11 protein-coding genes and 1 tRNA gene are annotated in these 16,603 nt (G+C 39.6%); 9 read left to right on the forward strand and 3 right to left on the reverse strand.

Features of this window, described 5'->3' with window-relative positions:
* Positions 1 to 77: 77 nt before the first annotated feature.
* From HDE70_RS24630 to HDE70_RS24660, 7 genes are all read left to right on the forward strand, one after another.
* Entirely contained in the window at positions 78 to 3,305 is a 3,228-nt protein-coding gene (locus tag HDE70_RS24630; protein ID WP_183892134.1) for a carboxypeptidase regulatory-like domain-containing protein, read from the forward strand.
* 52 nt (positions 3,306 to 3,357) lie between these two features.
* Positions 3,358 to 4,203, forward strand: a complete 846-nt coding sequence (locus tag HDE70_RS24635; RefSeq protein WP_183892135.1) for a metallophosphoesterase family protein — start codon at positions 3,358 to 3,360, stop codon at positions 4,201 to 4,203.
* A 139-nt stretch (positions 4,204 to 4,342) separates the two neighbouring features.
* On the forward strand, positions 4,343 to 4,885 hold the full coding sequence (locus tag HDE70_RS24640) for an RNA polymerase sigma factor (RefSeq protein WP_260162091.1): 543 nt from the start codon (positions 4,343 to 4,345) through the stop codon (positions 4,883 to 4,885).
* Positions 4,886 to 5,015: 130 nt separating this feature from the next.
* Positions 5,016 to 5,984 (forward strand): FecR family protein, encoded by a 969-nt coding sequence (locus tag HDE70_RS24645; RefSeq protein WP_183892136.1) that lies wholly within the window; start codon positions 5,016 to 5,018, stop codon positions 5,982 to 5,984.
* A gap of 119 nt (positions 5,985 to 6,103) precedes the next feature.
* Positions 6,104 to 9,667 (forward strand): SusC/RagA family TonB-linked outer membrane protein, encoded by a 3,564-nt coding sequence (locus HDE70_RS24650; protein WP_260162092.1) that lies wholly within the window; start codon positions 6,104 to 6,106, stop codon positions 9,665 to 9,667.
* 25 nt (positions 9,668 to 9,692) lie between these two features.
* The gene (locus tag HDE70_RS24655; protein WP_183892137.1) at positions 9,693 to 11,216 is read left to right on the forward strand and encodes a RagB/SusD family nutrient uptake outer membrane protein; all 1,524 of its coding nucleotides are present in this window, start codon (positions 9,693 to 9,695) and stop codon (positions 11,214 to 11,216) included.
* Between the two features lie 82 nt (positions 11,217 to 11,298).
* Positions 11,299 to 13,356 (forward strand): glycoside hydrolase domain-containing protein, encoded by a 2,058-nt coding sequence (locus HDE70_RS24660; RefSeq protein WP_183892138.1) that lies wholly within the window; start codon positions 11,299 to 11,301, stop codon positions 13,354 to 13,356.
* Between the two features lie 46 nt (positions 13,357 to 13,402).
* Here HDE70_RS24660 and HDE70_RS24665 read toward each other — a convergent pair whose 3' ends face one another.
* The 3 genes from HDE70_RS24665 to HDE70_RS24675 form a co-directional block, all read right to left on the reverse strand.
* The gene (locus HDE70_RS24665) at positions 13,403 to 13,588 is read right to left on the reverse strand and encodes a hypothetical protein (RefSeq protein WP_183892139.1); all 186 of its coding nucleotides are present in this window, start codon (positions 13,586 to 13,588) and stop codon (positions 13,403 to 13,405) included.
* A gap of 40 nt (positions 13,589 to 13,628) precedes the next feature.
* Positions 13,629 to 14,177 (reverse strand): DUF6934 family protein, encoded by a 549-nt coding sequence (locus HDE70_RS24670; RefSeq protein WP_183892140.1) that lies wholly within the window; start codon positions 14,175 to 14,177, stop codon positions 13,629 to 13,631.
* 247 nt (positions 14,178 to 14,424) lie between these two features.
* Positions 14,425 to 14,498 (reverse strand) — tRNA-Met (locus HDE70_RS24675).
* 104 nt (positions 14,499 to 14,602) lie between these two features.
* On the opposite strand from HDE70_RS24675, the gene HDE70_RS24680 reads away from it, so the two are divergent.
* Positions 14,603 to 14,983 (forward strand): START-like domain-containing protein, encoded by a 381-nt coding sequence (locus tag HDE70_RS24680; protein ID WP_041882351.1) that lies wholly within the window; start codon positions 14,603 to 14,605, stop codon positions 14,981 to 14,983.
* A 50-nt stretch (positions 14,984 to 15,033) separates the two neighbouring features.
* Positions 15,034 to 16,470, forward strand: a complete 1,437-nt coding sequence (locus tag HDE70_RS24685) for an LptF/LptG family permease (protein ID WP_183892141.1) — start codon at positions 15,034 to 15,036, stop codon at positions 16,468 to 16,470.
* The last annotated feature ends 133 nt before the right edge of the window (positions 16,471 to 16,603 follow it).

Raw genomic sequence — 16,603 nt, forward strand, 5'->3', positions numbered from 1 at the left:
CCACGAGTGGTGGAACACTCGTGGGGATTACCATCAAGAAAGGTCTCAATGGCCAAAATGTTTAAAAAACTAAAAATATGAAAAAAACAATTACATTTTTCAATTTCGGATTGCGAATACGTACATCCCTGCTCATTTTTTGCCTGGCATTTTTTTTCCATCTGGTTTCGTACGGGCAGGGCTCAACATCCTCCGGTATCAGAGGATATGTGTATGACAATGAAGATCACCTGCTGCCAGGGGCAAGCATCAGTGTAACGTATGTGCCTTCAAATATGAAATTTGAAGCTAAGGCCAATGAAAAAGGTGCATTTGTATTGCAGAACCTTCCTGTCGGTGGCCCGTACACGATAGAAATCACACACATTGGTACCCATAAATATACAGAGCAAAACGTATTGCTTGCCTTAGGTCAGGTGTATTCCCTGAAGGTATTTCTTGCCTCAGAAAACACCGGCCTGAATACAGTAGAGATTAAAACGTCCAGAACAGGCTCTTCAAGAAACCTGGCCAAAACAGGTGCTTCGAATAATATCAGTCGTACAGATATGGAAAGATATCCTTCGTTAAACAGATCTTTATCAGATTTTACCCGTTTTACGCCTCAATCTTCTGGTTTATCTTTCGGTGGTAGAAATAACCGTTATAACAATATTCAGATAGATGGATCTCAGAATAACGATATTATGGGTTATGGTGTAGGTGGCGGTACTACTACTGGTGCACCGGGCGGACAAGCAGGTACTCAGCCGATCAGTTTGGATGCTATTGATGAAATACAAGTTGTTTTGGCGCCATTTGATGTGAAGCAGGGCAGTTTTACGGGGGCTGGAATTAATGCGGTAACCAAACGTGGCAGTAATACTTTCAATGGATCTTTTTATACCTATGGCAAGAATGAAAATCTGGTAGGAAAAAGTCCTGATGCCAGCAGAACAAAATTTAATAAGTTTAGCGATGCACAGTATGGTTTTCGTTTGGGCGGGCCAATTATCAAAGACAAACTTTTCTTCTTTACCAATGCAGAAATCAGCAGAAGAAATGAACCACTGCTCTATAAAGCGAACAGAGGAACCGGCGCAACAGATGAATCGCTAATTCCGGCAGCAACGGCACAACAAATATCAGATTATCTAAAGAGTGCTTATAATTATGATCCGGGCAAGTTTGATGACATTAGCAAACAGACGAACAGTGAAAAGATATTTGCCCGTTTAGACTATATTATCAACCCTAAAAACAGGCTGACTTTAAGGCATAATTATGTACATGGAAGGCGTGATGACATTGGAAACGGTATCAATGCACTCCGGTTTGAGAACAATAAATATATCCAGACCAGTACGACCAACATTACCGTTGCCGAGCTAAATACCTATTTCTCCAACGAAATCGTGAACAATCTGATTGTAGGTTATTCTAATGTAAGGGATAACAGAGAAATTCCAGGAAGCCCTTTTCCACAGGTTTTGATTCAGTTAGGGGCCGCAGGGAGTATTACAGCGGGTACAGAAGGTTATTCTCCATCGGCTAAGCAGACACAAAATTTATTTCAGTTAACGGATAACCTGGACATTATCCACAATAATCATCATTTCACTTTTGGAACGCAAAACGAATTCTTCCGTTTTAATAATCTTTTTATCCAGAATATCTGGGGAAATTACACCTACAGCAGCCTCTCTTCTTTTTTAACGAACCAGGCACCTTCTGTTTATCAGCTCACCTATTCAAAAATTCCTGATGTGGCTATTCCAACATCTATATTCAGAGCGATGCAGCTGGGCTTTTATGCACAAGATGAATTCACCGTTAAAGAGGGGTTAAAGATTACCGGTGGATTAAGAGTTGATGTTCCTGTATTTTTAGATAAGCCTTTACAAAATACCGCTTTTGCGGAATCTTTTGCAGCTATGGGTTTACAAACAGCTAGTAAGCCTAAATCGCAGTTGCTATATTCTCCAAGAATCGGCTTTAATTGGGATATTAATAATGATGGGCAGACCATTTTGAGGGGCGGAAGCGGGATTTTTACAGGCAGACTTCCTTATGTCTGGCTGGGTAATGCCTATAACAATTCGGGTGTGGATCTGGGGCGTATCAATGCTACCGGAACTGCTACAGCGCCTATTCGTTTTTCGGGAGATGTGAATAATCAACCGAAAACCCCAACGGTAGCCACTTCAGAGATTGACCTGACAGACAAAAACTTTAAAATGCCACAGGTTTGGCGTTCCAATCTGGCGATTGACCAAAAACTTCCTTTAGGTTTTGTGGCCACATTAGAGGGTATTTATGGAAAAGAATTGAATGCCCCATATATTAAGGATTTAAACCTGGTGGAACCGACAGCAAAACTGGATGGTGATGGCCGCGATTTTTATCCTTCGGGAAACAGCAGGTTAAGGTTTCCACAATACACCAATGTATTTTTGCTGACCAATACAAACAAAGGATATCAGTATAGTCTGACCGCACAGCTACAGCGAAATGTCGCCAATGGCATATCAGGGTCAATTGCCTATACCTATGCGCACTCGAAAGATATATCGAGCATGAACTCCACTATTGCTTCAACAAATTTTCGCAACAACACCATTGTCAACAATCCGAATAATCCGGGGTTGACATTTTCTGACTGGAACCTGGATCACCGGATTATTGGTACTGTTTCTTACCGTATTACCTATTTAAAAGGTATGGCTACCACCATTGGCTTGGTTTACAACGGTCAGTCCGGCCTTCCTTATACTTACCGGTTAAACTCAGATATCAATAACGACGGGCAGACACAAAATGATGCGATGTATATACCAAAATCGGCCAGTGATATTGTGTTATTGCCAACAAATGCACAAGATACCCGTACTCCTGCCCAGATTTATGAACAGCTAAATGCCTTTATAGAACAAGATCCTTATTTAAGGAAGCACAGAGGGGAATATGCCGAAAGAAACGGAGCGAGAACTCCCTGGTCGCATATTTTCGACATGCACCTTGCCCAGGATTTTTCTATTACTGCTGGGAAAACCAGGCATAACGTACAAATTACTCTTGATATCTTTAACGTAGGTAACCTGATCAATAAAAATTGGGGACTGGTCAAACTGCCTTCTATTACAACAGCACAGTTACCAGCTACCTTAAGCGGGGCAATCTTAACATTCAGAGGATTTGAAAACCCTGCAACAGCTGATGGAAGATCAAGACCTGCTTACAGTTATACCCCAGTGAGCAGCTCTTTTGTAAATGCTCCTTTTGAATCAAGATGGAGAGGCCAGGTTGGCGTCAGATATAGTTTTTAAAAATTAATAAAAGGGCTGCCGGTGGTTGCAGCCCTTTATAAACCACATTTGTATGGCAAACAGAAGATCATTTATTAAAAATAGTGTAGCAGGATTAATCATTGCCCAGCTGACACCGGTTATCGAAGTATTTGCGGGGGTTGAACATAATGCCCTTCCAGATTCAATTCAAAAAACCAAATTGCGGTTTGCCATTGCATCTGATGGCCATTATGGTCAGCCAGGTACTCCTTATCAGGAAGATCATGAGCATATGATTGGCTGGCTGAAGGAAGCGCACCTTAAAACACCGCTGGATTTTGTAATTATCAATGGAGATCTTGTTCACGACCGTCCGGATCTGCTAATCGAAGTGAAAAATAAGTATTACGATAAGCTGCCCGTTCCATTTTATGCAGTGCCGGGTAACCATGACCATGCAGATACTGTATTGTGGAAATCTGTTTTTGGTTATGAAGACAATTTCTCCATGCAAAAAAATGGGGTAGGTTTTATACTGGCCAATACTTCTGATACAAAAGGTATTTACCGCTGTCCGGATAATGTTTTTTTGCAAAGGGAACTGGAAAAATTCAAAACATTGCAAACGGTTTTTGTAATCCTGCATATTCCACCACATATCTGGGTACCTCAAAATCCTTTTGTGGAATGTATTGAAACTGTTGATTTATTGCATAGTTATGAAAATGTAAAAGCTGTTTTCCATGGTCATGACCATAGTTTGGACGGTGTGTTTTATACTGGAAAATTGCCTCATTTTTTTGATGCACATATCGGTGGCAGCTGGGGCACAAGTTACAGGGGCTACAGGATTGTAGAGGTCAATGAAGATGGAAAGATTACTACCTACCAGGTGAATGCAAGTAAAAACCCGACTTTAAACGAAACCAAATTTTAAGGCGGGCAAGTTAAGTGCTGAAGAAGTCCTGGTTAAGTAAATTGCTATACTTCATCCTATTAACCTATTCTTAACGCAGATTTAATCTCGTGCATATAAGATAAGTCTACTTTTGACGGAAAGGTGAGCTTGAAGAATAATGATGATGGATAAATACTTATTTCAAGAATTTTATCAACAGCATAAGAAAAGTGTTTTTGCTATCGTTAATCTGCGTCTTCCTGATCTGGAAGATACGAAAGATGTGGTACAGGAGATCTTTCTGGAACTGTGGCTTAAAAGGGATATGCTAATAGATATCCGGGATATTCAACCTTATTTATACGTCGTTGCCCGAAACCATGTCATCTCTGCTTTCAGAAGGAAAAATCTCCAGCTAAAGAATGAAGGCCTTTTATTAGAGGGTTTAAATACGCTTGATTACTCTGCGGAGGAAAATACGATGGCAAAGGAACTGCATCAGCAGATCAATGTGATTGTAGAAAAACTTCCTGAAACGACACGCCAGTGTTACCAGCTCAGCAAAAATGAGGGAAAGAAAAACAGGGAGATTGCTGATATCCTTAATATTTCAGAGAAAACTGTCCGCAATAATATTTCCGAGGCGCTAAAACGGTTAAGAATAACTTTGAAAGAAAACCATCCTGAGATCTTTATGCTATTCTTGTTTTTTCTTAAATAATTTTAAATCATCTTTTGGCAAAATCCTGCTGTCCCGGGCCTTATTCAGGCTAAGTAAAAACCTAATGTAAAGTTAACAATTCCTTAAAGGACATTCTGTGCCCGAGCGCGAGCTATATTAAAGCACAGTTTTGGACGAGAAGATACAAGTATTATTTAAGCGGTACCAGGAAGGTACAGTTACAACCGAAGAACGCATTCTGGTAGAAACCTGGTTTGAGAGTTACCAGGGGCAGCAAAATAAAAAGCTAAGCTCTGAGGACGAAATATCAGTTTTTGAAGATCTTGATTCAAGAATAAATTCATTTTTAGCAGAAGATGTGCCGGTACGTAAAATGAATTTTCGCTGGTTACAGATTGCAGCAGTATTTTTTACGCTGCTGGTTTCAGGTCTTTTCATGAGGAACAGGTTTACGAAAAAGCCTGTAAAGCCAGAAACTTTTACCGAAATCAGTTCACTCCGGGGAGTGAAAAAAGAGATCACACTGAAAGACGGGACTACGGTTTTCTTAAATTCAGGTTCCAGTATTTTTATTTCTTCGCGGTTCGGGGAGGATAAAAGAGAGGTAAAGCTAACCGGGGAGGCCTTTTTCCAGGTACATCATGATGCAAGCAAACCATTTGTTATTCATTCGGGAAAATTACAAACCACTGTCCTTGGAACATCTTTCGATATCAGGGCCTATCCTGAAGATGAACAGCTGAAAATTAGCGTAGCTACGGGGAAAGTAAAAGTTGAAGGCAAAGGAACATCTTCAAAACCGGCATTATATGCCAAAGCTTTAACACACAACCAGGCGCTGGTTTACAATAGGGTAAAAGACAGCCACCGGGTCACTGCTGTAAATTCAGACTCTGTGAGTTCATGGCGCACTAATCATTTAATCTTCGAGAATGCTTCGTACGAAGAGATCGCCCGCTCACTGGGCCGCTGGTACAACCTGGATGTTACGCTGACAGCACCTCATGATCTTAAAAGATATACACTCAGTTTTTATAATGAACGGGCAGATAAAGTCCTTAATGTTTTATCAAACTTAACCGGTATGACCTATAGTATGAATGGAAGGAAAGTCATTATTAACCCTAAGAAATCTTAAGAAAAATGTAAAAAAGAGAGCAGTTTAAAAATGAGGACTGTGCAACCAGTCCCCATTGATGTTTTGCCTGAAAGGCACAAAAATTCAATAATCGTTCAAATTATTTATTTAACTCAAAAATGCAAAAATTTTATCTTATCCCATTCTTAAAATCCACTAAATCAGGTGCGAAATCCGGAATGGTGAAATTAATGTTGGCCATTACGTTTTTCATCCAGTTTAGTCTTCCTGCGCTTGCAGCTGATGCACAAACAATGAATAATACTAATATTTCATTTACTGCAAATAATCTCACTTTAAAAGAGGTGTTTAAGATTATTGAGCGTAAATCGAATTTCCTGATCGGTTATGATAATGTAATCGATACTAAAAAAAGAGTTTCTTTAACTGTCAATGCTAAATCGGTTTATTTTATATTAAAAGAACTGCTGAAGGACTATAAAGGCAGTGTAACCCAGGTGGATAACAACCATGTCCTGATTAAAGTAGAGAAACAGGAAGAGGTGGTTGCTGCGGTGCCTGTAAAGTCTGTGGTACCGGCAGTGCAGGTGGAGGTAAGGGGTGTAGTCACTGATATGAGTGGCCTGCCTTTGCCTGGCGTAACTGTTATGGACCTGATTTCGGGTAAAAAAACAGGTACAGATGCTGAAGGAAGGTACTTCATGAGTGTAGCTTCAGGATCAAAGCTGAGCTTCAACTATATCGGTTATGATAAACAGGAAGTGCTGATTACTAACCAGACTGTAGTCAATATCAAACTGAAAGAATCAAGCAATTCATTGCAGGAGGTTGTGGCTATTGGTTATCAGAAAATACGCAAATCTGATGTTACAGGTGCAATCAGTAGTGTAAAAGCATCAGAATTGAATTTATCGGCACCAACCATAGGTCAGGCATTGGTAGGTAAAGTGGCTGGTGTGCAAGTTTCACAAACAAGTGGTGCACCTTATGCCGGTACAAAAATCCGTGTTCGTGGTATCGGATCACTGAATGCAAGTTCAGATCCTTTATATGTGATTGATGGATATCCGGCAGGAAATAATGTTTTCGTCAATCCTGAAGATATCGAAACGATCGACATTTTGAAAGATGCGGCATCGGCAGCGATCTACGGATCAAGGGCTTCGGGCGGTGTAGTAATGATCACAACCAAAAAAGGTAAAGATGGCAAGGGTAGATTTGAGTATGATGTACAGGCTGGTGTTACCCAATTAGGTAAAAAGATAAAACTGTTAAATGCAGATCAGTTTGAAGACCTGGTGATTAATGCACGGAATAACTCTTACAAAGATCTTTGGGTGAATGCAGGTAAAACCTGGAATGACGCGATGTATTCTGATAATAATGCGACCAGAACTGCGAATGTAGGTAACGGATCTTCTGTAAGTATTCCTGAGGATATCTATAATTTCGCTACCCAGCAAAAGATCGCACCTAAATATAATACAGACTGGCAGGATGAATTGTATAAAAATGCATTCTTTCAGCGTCATAATCTTGCCTTCTCAGGAGGTACTACAAATATCAGATATTTTATGAGTGGTGGTTACCAGGATCAGGACGGTATCGTAGACAATACTGCTATGAAAACGCTGAACTTCAGGTCTAATATTGAAGCGGATGTAAGTAAAAGATTGAAAGTAGGTGCTAATATTGCTTACACGCAAACCAATAGTAAAGAAGTAGCAGAAGGTCGTTTTAGTCCGATGATGGCTGCATTGCTTTATATTCCTTACTTGCCTGCAAGAGATGCAAATGGTGCTCCGATAAAATACGGGATGAATGCACTGGCGAACCAGTATGGTTTCCAGGGAATAGAAAATCCACTGGCCTCAGTTGAAGAAACTAAAAGTAACAGGTTGGGTTACAGAACTACAATCAATGCAAACGCGACTTATCAGATCCTTGACGGACTTTCTTTCAAGGCTAACCTGGGTACACAATCTTACAATGAAAAATACGATTATTACCTGCCTACCAGTTTGAGTAACGGAGGCGGAAACCCACCTTATTCTCCATCGTCTATTGCAGCTGCAAATGCGATTGCCCAAACGCTGACACAGGTAGATAAGCTGGCGGAGTTTACCTTAAACTACGACAAGAAAATCGGTAAACACAATTTCAATTTACTGGGTGGTTATTCTGCGCAGCAAACTAACATTGATCTGATCAGGTTGAATGCCAAAGGGTTTACAAGCGATGCTATAGGTGAAATCACCGATAAGGGAGCAGATCCAAGTTTATTTACGCTTGATCCTTTGACTGGTAAATCTACCAATACGCTTCTGTCTTATTTCGGTCGTTTGAGTTATAATTATAATGGAAAGTATTTCCTGACAGGATCGATCCGTACGGATGGTTCATCAAGGTTCGGTCCTTTAAATAAATGGGGAACATTCCCTTCGGTATCTGCTGGATGGAGCCTGTCGCAAGAAGATTGGTACCATGACTTTTTAGGAGAGCAGTCTTCTGTTAAAATGAGAGCGAGCTGGGGATTGAGTGGAAATAATAATATTGGTAATTATAATGCGGTACAAACTGTAAATTCTCCTACGGGGGCAGTATTCGGGGCAGGGGCTATTTCTTCGGCTGTTTTAGTAGGAAATGTTAAGGATCAGAATCTTGGCTGGGAATCTACTTCACAATATAATGTGGGTACTGATGTGACGATTCTTAAAAACCGGTTGTCATTTATTGTGAACTATTACCTGAGCAGATCTTATAATTTATTGTTCAACCAGCCAATTTCGGCTGTATCAGGTGCGACATCTATTCTTACGAATTTAAAAGACAGTAAGGTTCAGAATAAAGGGTTCGACTTCCAGGTAGATGGAAGAATCATCCAGAATAAGGACTTTACTTTTGGTGTGAGTGGAAATATCTCCTTAAACAGAAATAAAGTACTGGATCTTGGTGGTGCAAGTACAATTATTACTGCCGGAGCAGAACGTTCTTATAAAACCCACATCACAGAAATGGGACAGCCAGTAGGTATGTTCTACGGTTTTAAAGCATTGGGAAGAATAACTGCTGAAAATATAGGTAAAGTTGCGCCTTCGGCTTCTTCTTCTAACCCTGCTAAAATTGGTGACCTTTATTTTGAAGATGTAAATCATGATGGGGTGATCAACGATAATGATAAAACGGTTATCGGTAGCCCATATGCTAAATTTACTTACGGATTTGCGTTAACGGCTACTTATAAAGCTTTTGACTTCCGCGCTTCGTTTAATGGTTCTTATGGTAACAAAATATTAGACGGACAGGATTATTATCTGTACAATTTCGAGGGTTCAGGTAACCAGTATGTGCAGGTTGCAGACAGATATGTATCTCCGGATCAGCCAGGAAGTGGTTTAAACTACCGTCCGTCCCGCGCAGGAACACAAAGTAACAGTACACGTTTGTCATCATTCTATCTACAGGATGGATCTTATCTGAGAATGACCAATGCTACTATAGGCTATAATGTTCCTAAGTTATTGAGTAAACGTTTAAAAGTTGAAAATATCAGGGTTTTTGCCAGTGTAGATAACGCGTTTACCTTGACAAAATATAAAGGATATAACCCGGATGTAGATTATAACATTGGTACCAATGGTGCAAACTTAGCGCCGGGTGTGGATTATGGAAATTATCCGATAGCCAGAGCATATAATTTAGGTATCAAATTAACATTCTAAGCATAATTAATATAAAAATATAGTAATGAAAAGATATACGGTCATATTTTTCCTGGGGTTTGCAGTACTAACTTCTTGTAAAAAGAGCTTTGTGGAACAGGACAATCCCAATGCGACAACAGTAGACAATTTCTTTAAGTCTGAAAACAGCGTTTTATTGGCTGTAAACGGGGCTTATACTTCATTAAGAAGTGGTAATAATATTGGCGAGACCAGTGGTTTATTTACGGATGAGCGTTCTGATGATACAGGGACGAATGATTCACAGTCAAATTCGGGGGAGCCTTTCCAGTTTGGTAATTTTAGTATTTTACCAAGTAATACTTATTTAAAGTCTCACTGGTCAAGTTTGTATGCAACGATAGCACAGTGTAATAGTATTACAACGAATATTGATAAAGTAACTTTCGCTAATGGTGATACTAAAACGCAGTATCTGGCGGAAACTAAATTTATCAGGGCGTTAATGTACTTCCATTTAGTGAGAAAGTGGGGGGATGTCCCTTTGGTTACTAAAACTTTAACGACAACTGCCGAAATCACGGCAAATACTTATCGTCAGCCACAAGCAACTGTATATGCACAGATCGTAACTGATTTGAAGGATGCACTGGGCAGTAATCTGCCTAATCTGCAAACAGGTGCTAATGCAGGCCGTGTATCTAAAGCAGCGATCAATGGATTACTGGGACAGGTATATTTAACCATGGCCTCTACACTGGATAACAATAAAGCAGAGAACCTGACCAATGCCAATACCTATCTGACTGCTGCTTATGCGATGCGTCCGTTCAGCAACCTGAAGGATATTCCTTATACAGATGTTTTTGATGTAGCTAAAAAGACGACTAATCCTGAAATGATCTTGTCTATCGTAAATAAACAGGGTGATATTACTTACAGCTCGAGTATCGCGGCTAACAACCAGCCTTTGGGAGAAACGATTAATTCTCTTAAAACAGGATTGGGAGTTGGTGGAAATGTTACACCAGATTTAATCAACGATTATGAAGCTAACGATCCAAGGAAAAACTTCTCTGTAAAATATGCTGCAAATCCACAGGTACAGGATTGGTTTGTGACCAAATACCGTGATGCCAGTGCTGCGGCAGGTGTAAATGGCTACGGAGGAAATGATACGCCATTGATGCGTTATGCTGATATCATCCTGATGCTTGCAGAAGTAAATATGGATCTGGGTAATACTGGCGCTGCTATTCAATATTTAGATATGGTACGCGCAAGAGCAGGGATGCCTTTATATGCTGTTGCGTCTATGGACCCAAAGTATACGGCTAAATATCCTACGCTGAAACTGGCAATTTTACATGAGCGCAGAGTGGAGCTGGCTTTTGAACACCAGCGCTGGTTTGATCTGATCAGGTTCTTTACTACACCTGAACTTGTTGCTTTTTTCCAGGCAAAATCACAAGCTGCTTTTGGAAATGCAAAGCTGGCTAACTTTGGTACAAAGGATAGATTTTTCCCTATTCCATTCGATGAGTACAAGCTTGATCCTCAGAAAATGTACCAGAATCCTGGATATTAATTTGACTACCCTTTCAAGCCAACCCTTTATTTCCAATAAAGGGTTGGCTTTTTTTTTAATCTGAATTTTAATTTTACCTGTCATGAAGTATTTTTTTATTCTGCTGCTTTTTCCTTTTTATTTAAGCGCTCAAACTAATGCTGTGAAAGATCCGGCTGCATTGGTCAATACATTTTTAGGCTCATCGGGAGATCATGGACAAATATCACCGGCTGCCAGTTACCCATTTAGTATGTTAAGTATCGGGCCGCAGACTTATCCTAAGTTACATGCAGGGTATGAACATAAAGCAAAGATATTTCTTGGTTTTACCCATAACCGTTTTGAAGGTGTAGGCTGTGAAGGAAGTGGTGGAAATATTCTGATTAAACCTTATCTGGGAGATCAGCCTTTGGCCTCTGCGCTGATTAAGACTTCTGAATCTGCTGCACCGGGTAATTACGCTGTTGGTTTTTCTAATGGGATTAAAGCCGCTTTTGCAGTCGTGGAAAAGCAAGGGGTGGAACATTATGATTTCCCGGCAGGAGCAAAGGGGTTTTATTTTGATCTGAGCCATACGCTGGCCAACCAGTTTGTTAGAGAACAACATGAGATTAACGGACAAAGTATCAGTGGTTCTATAGAAGCAAGGACTACTTGTAATGTAGGGACGTATAAGTTATATTATGTGATTACTATTGATAAGCCCGTGAAATGGACAGATAGTGCAAATCATAAATTAACTGCTGTACTGAATACAGCTGAAAACAGTGCAGAAATCAGGGTGTCTTTTTCTGCTGTGGATGTAGCACATGCAAAGGCAGTACTCAATGATTTGTCATTTGCCCGGATGAAATCTTTAGGATCACAGGGCTGGAATGACGTATTGGGACGTATTCAGGTAGAAGGAGATCAGCAAAGAGCTAAATTGTTCTATTCTTTGCTATACCGTACAATGCAGTCACCTTATGTGATTTCTGAGAAGGATGGTAGTTACCGGGCTACGGATGGCAGTTTACAGCATTCCAAAGAAACGATGTATAACGGTTGGGCAATCTGGGATAATTACCGGACACAGTTACCTCTATTATCTATTATAGTGCCGGAAAAATACAGTGGAATGGTTAATTCTATTTCCAACCTTTATAGTTTTGGTAAAAAGGATTATGCGACGCAGCATGAACCTTCTAATACGGTAAGAACTGAACATGCTATTGTGGTGTTGCTGGATGCTTACCGCAAAGGGTATAAAGTTGATTTTGCAGGGATTTGTGATTCATTGGTCAAAGATGTGGACCGGCTGGATTATAGTCATCCTGATAAGGCACTGGAATCAAGTTATGATGCATGGGCATTGTCACAGATTTTGAAAGTGCTGAAGAAAGATGAATTGAGTAAAAAATATCTTGATCAGGCAGCTGAATATAAAAAGTACTGGAAAAAGGATTTTGAAGATGTAACTAAAAGAGATGTTGACCGGGTATCTGCAAGAGGATTATACCAGGGAACGATTTTGCAATACCGCTGGTTTGCTCCTTTCGATTTGAAAGGATTGATTGAGCTGATGGGGGGTGATACTGCTTATATCAAACAACTGGATCGTTTTTTTGACAATGATCAGTATAATCATGCGAATGAACCCGATATCCAGGTTCCGTTTATGTACAATGCTTCTTCTGAACCATGGAAATCGCAGGCTTTGGTGAACCATCTGGCCGTAGATACCGTTATTCAGTATTATTTTAACGATAACAGCAGAGGGATCGATCCTTTTATTGACAGGATTTATAAAAATCAGCCTGATGCTTATATCCGTACAATGGATGATGACGCCGGAGCGATGTCGGGTTGGTATGTATTTGCAGCTTGTGGATTTTCTCCTGCCTGTGTAGGGTCACCTGTTTACTATTTAAATGTTCCTTTGTTTAAAACGGTTTCCTTTAAATGGCCCGATGGAAAAGTTCTTAACATTAGTGTGGATAACTATGTGGAAAACCGAAAATATGTGGAAAAGGTAACGTTGAATGGCAAAGTTCTGGATAGGAACTGGATTACGCATGAGGAAATCATGAAGGGGGGAAAGCTGGTGATTACTGCATCTGATCAGCCTTCTGAATCATTTGGCGTGAAGAACAGGTGGATTTCAGCTATGAATAAGTAATGGGGGGATAGAATATATTTCAAGGTAGATAACTGACAAATGGGATCTACCTTGATCTTTTGAAAGCACTTTCCAGCTCAGCCATAAATTCTTCGGCATCTTTTTTAGATCTGATCACTGTTCCTAAACTATCCTTACGGGCAGTTGTGGAATGAGGAAATGAAACATGTCCTTTATGACTGCTGGCCATTTTTTTATATTCCTCGATCTTATCTTGAATTCTTTGATTCATAATACAAATATAATTAATTGTGTTGCAAATACAAGACCAATTATTTGAGTCTGAACATGTAATAGCGATAAAGGTCGTGTCGTGTCCGGTCATAATTAAAAGGTTCAGGTCTGGGACGTTTGATATAATTGCCATGCTCGTCCTGTTCATAAGTATCATTCCTGAATATTCGTACATACCAGTCTACACCATTAGCAATGAAGAAATCCTTCAGGTAATCTCTATTGGATTTGAATATCATTTGATAAAGCGTTGCTCTGGTATCATTGGAGCCATCCAATCCTATTGTTAACTGCGGATTCTCTTTCAAAAATAAAAGTGCCAGGAACAAAACTGTTGAAAGAACCTTATTATTATTTACGTGGGGTAGCCTAACATTGTCTAAGAAACTGTCATTTTCATCCAATGGGCCAAATCCAAGGTTATAAACATTCGGTAATTCCGGATCCGGATGGGATTTTATAGAAACTAATAATTCAATATCAGTACCGTCCTTTTGCGGGGAAATGAATTTCATTTCGGTGAAATCGGGCTGTATATCAGTTGGGGGGTAAGTCTCTTCAAAATTTATAGTGATCTTTAAGGACATATATAAATGCTGCGTTAAATTGATCCTGTAAAGGTATCCTAAAGTTGAAGTACGGAGTTAGCTGTAATTTGTGAAATATAACACGATCAAATTGCTCAAAAGATCTTTATTCTGCTTGTTTCTCAGTTATTATACTATATTTGAAATAGGCACATGGTGGTAGATAGCGCACAGAAAAGGTATATTTGAATACCTTAGAACATAAAAAAACCTCTAGAGTATTTCATCTAAAGGTTTGATTATCAAGTAGCGGGGAGCAGGATCGAACTGCCGACCTCAGGGTTATGAATCCTGCGCTCTAACCATCTGAGCTACCCCGCCGTGGGCTTCTTATTTTTTAAGAGTTGCAAATATAGAATAAAATACTTTTCTTTAGGAAAAAAAATAAAAATAATTTACAAATAACAAGATATAAGCGATTTAAGATGTCAGAAAAGAAAAAATTTACCCTGGAATATGAGTTGAAGTCGTCTCCGCGTATTTTGTTTAGCTTCATAAGTGAGCCAAATGGCCTGTCTCAATGGTTTGCTGATGATGTGGTTTTCCGTGATCAGGTTTATACCTTCACCTGGGATGATGAAGTGCAGAAAGCAAAAATGTTAAGTTTTAAAGAGAATAAGATGGTTAAGTTCAAATGGATTGATGATGAACCACACTGTTATTTTGAAATGGAAATTGTACAGGATGAATTAACAAACGATGTAGCCCTGTCTATTACTGATTTCGCAACCGAAGAAACACTTAAAGAAAGAACCCAGATTTGGGATAACCAGATTACTTACCTCCACAGTGTAATCGGAGCGTAGTATTATAATTGGTGTATAGTATTTGAGTTGCATTGCCTACATTTGTAACATTGAAAAAGATACACATACTACTTCTTAAAGCATTCATAAGACCATTTATCGTCACTTTTTTTATAGTGATGTTTATTTTGCTGATGTTTTTCCTGTTCAAATATGTGGATGATCTGATCGGAAAGGGATTTGAATGGTATACGATTGTGGAGCTGATGTTTTATGCTTCTGCTGCAAATGTATCGATGGCGTTGCCATTAGCCATATTACTGTCCTCTATCATGACTTTCGGGACTTTGGGGGAGAACTATGAGCTGGTGGCTATTAAGTCGGCAGGGATCTCCTTACAAAAGGCTATGCGGCCATTACTTGTACTGATCATTGGCATCGCTTTCTCTTCTTTTCTGTTCTCAGAATATATGCTGCCAAAAGCCAACCTTAAATTTGGCTCCCTGTTATGGGATGTCAGGAATAAGAAGTTATCTTTTCTGATTAAAGAAGGCGTATTTAATAATAGTATTCCCGGTTATTCAATCCGTGTAGATGAAAAGGGTGCAGATGGTACCTCTTTAAAAGGGATCATGATTTATGACCATACCGGAAATCAGGGCGTAGCAAAAATCATTGTGGCTAAAGATGGTACAATGAATACCACAAAAGATAAACAGTACCTGATCTTAAAACTGAATGATGGTGTAAGGTATGAAGAGTCCAGCGGACAGAATAAAGGGTACGACCCAAGGCAGCAATTAACCCGGATGCGCTTTGGGCAAACGGAACAAAAGTTTGACCTGTCCAGTTTTAAAATGAACAGGACAGACGAGAATAGTTTCCGGTCAAATAATCAGATGCTCAACCTCAAAGGGCTGACCCATAAATCAGACTCCCTTACTAAAGAACTGGATAGCGTGAACCGGTATGCCAGGGTAAATATCAGCAACTATTACAAGCAGAACAACTATACTAAGGGTTATACAAAAGCTAAAGTTGCGCCTGCAAAAATTAACGATAATATCCTGACGGAGTTCCCGGAAGCTAAAAGGATGAATACTGTTCAGGCCGCATTAGATCAGGCTAATTCTATCAAACAAACCGTAGAAGGCCGGATTCCGGATCATGATGATAAGGTCGCAAACCTGATCAGGATCAGAATAGAATATCAGCGGAAATTTACATTGGCAGTTTCCTGTTTAATGTTGTTCTTTATTGGTGCGCCATTAGGGGCAATTATTCGTAAAGGTGGCCTGGGTTTACCAGTAGTTATGGCCATTATCTTCTTCCTTTTTTATCATATTATCTCTACAGTAGCAGAAAAGTCTGCCAATCAGGGAAATATACATCCTGTGGTTGGTATCTGGATGGCAATTATTGTCTTATCACCCGTAGGGGCATTCTTAACCTATAAGGCAACCGTTGATTCTGCACTCTTTGATCTTACTTATTATAAGTCGCTGGTCATGAGGATTTTCAAAAAGGGAAAGACGTCCGATAAATAACAACATTCAGAATTCATAAGTCTTTCATCAGAGTCTTACTTAACGATGATATTTTAAATATATATTATCCGGGGAAGGTTGTAACTTTGTTTATGAATCTTAAATTGGATTTAATTATATATCCTTTGTTGAA

Source organism: Pedobacter cryoconitis (assembly GCF_014200595.1).
Lineage (GTDB): Bacteria > Bacteroidota > Bacteroidia > Sphingobacteriales > Sphingobacteriaceae > Pedobacter > Pedobacter cryoconitis_C.

Coding starts and splice junctions, on each gene's coding strand:
- HDE70_RS24630 (WP_183892134.1), top strand. CDS start 78: ATGAAAAAAACAATTACATTTTTCAATTTCGGATTGCGAATACGTACA.
- HDE70_RS24635 (WP_183892135.1), top strand. CDS start 3,358: ATGGCAAACAGAAGATCATTTATTAAAAATAGTGTAGCAGGATTAATC.
- HDE70_RS24640 (WP_260162091.1), top strand. CDS start 4,343: ATGATGATGGATAAATACTTATTTCAAGAATTTTATCAACAGCATAAG.
- HDE70_RS24650 (WP_260162092.1), top strand. CDS start 6,104: ATGCAAAAATTTTATCTTATCCCATTCTTAAAATCCACTAAATCAGGT.
- HDE70_RS24655 (WP_183892137.1), top strand. CDS start 9,693: ATGAAAAGATATACGGTCATATTTTTCCTGGGGTTTGCAGTACTAACT.
- HDE70_RS24660 (WP_183892138.1), top strand. CDS start 11,299: ATGAAGTATTTTTTTATTCTGCTGCTTTTTCCTTTTTATTTAAGCGCT.
- HDE70_RS24665 (WP_183892139.1), bottom strand. CDS start 13,588: ATGAATCAAAGAATTCAAGATAAGATCGAGGAATATAAAAAAATGGCC.
- HDE70_RS24670 (WP_183892140.1), bottom strand. CDS start 14,177: ATGTCCTTAAAGATCACTATAAATTTTGAAGAGACTTACCCCCCAACT.
- HDE70_RS24680 (WP_041882351.1), top strand. CDS start 14,603: ATGTCAGAAAAGAAAAAATTTACCCTGGAATATGAGTTGAAGTCGTCT.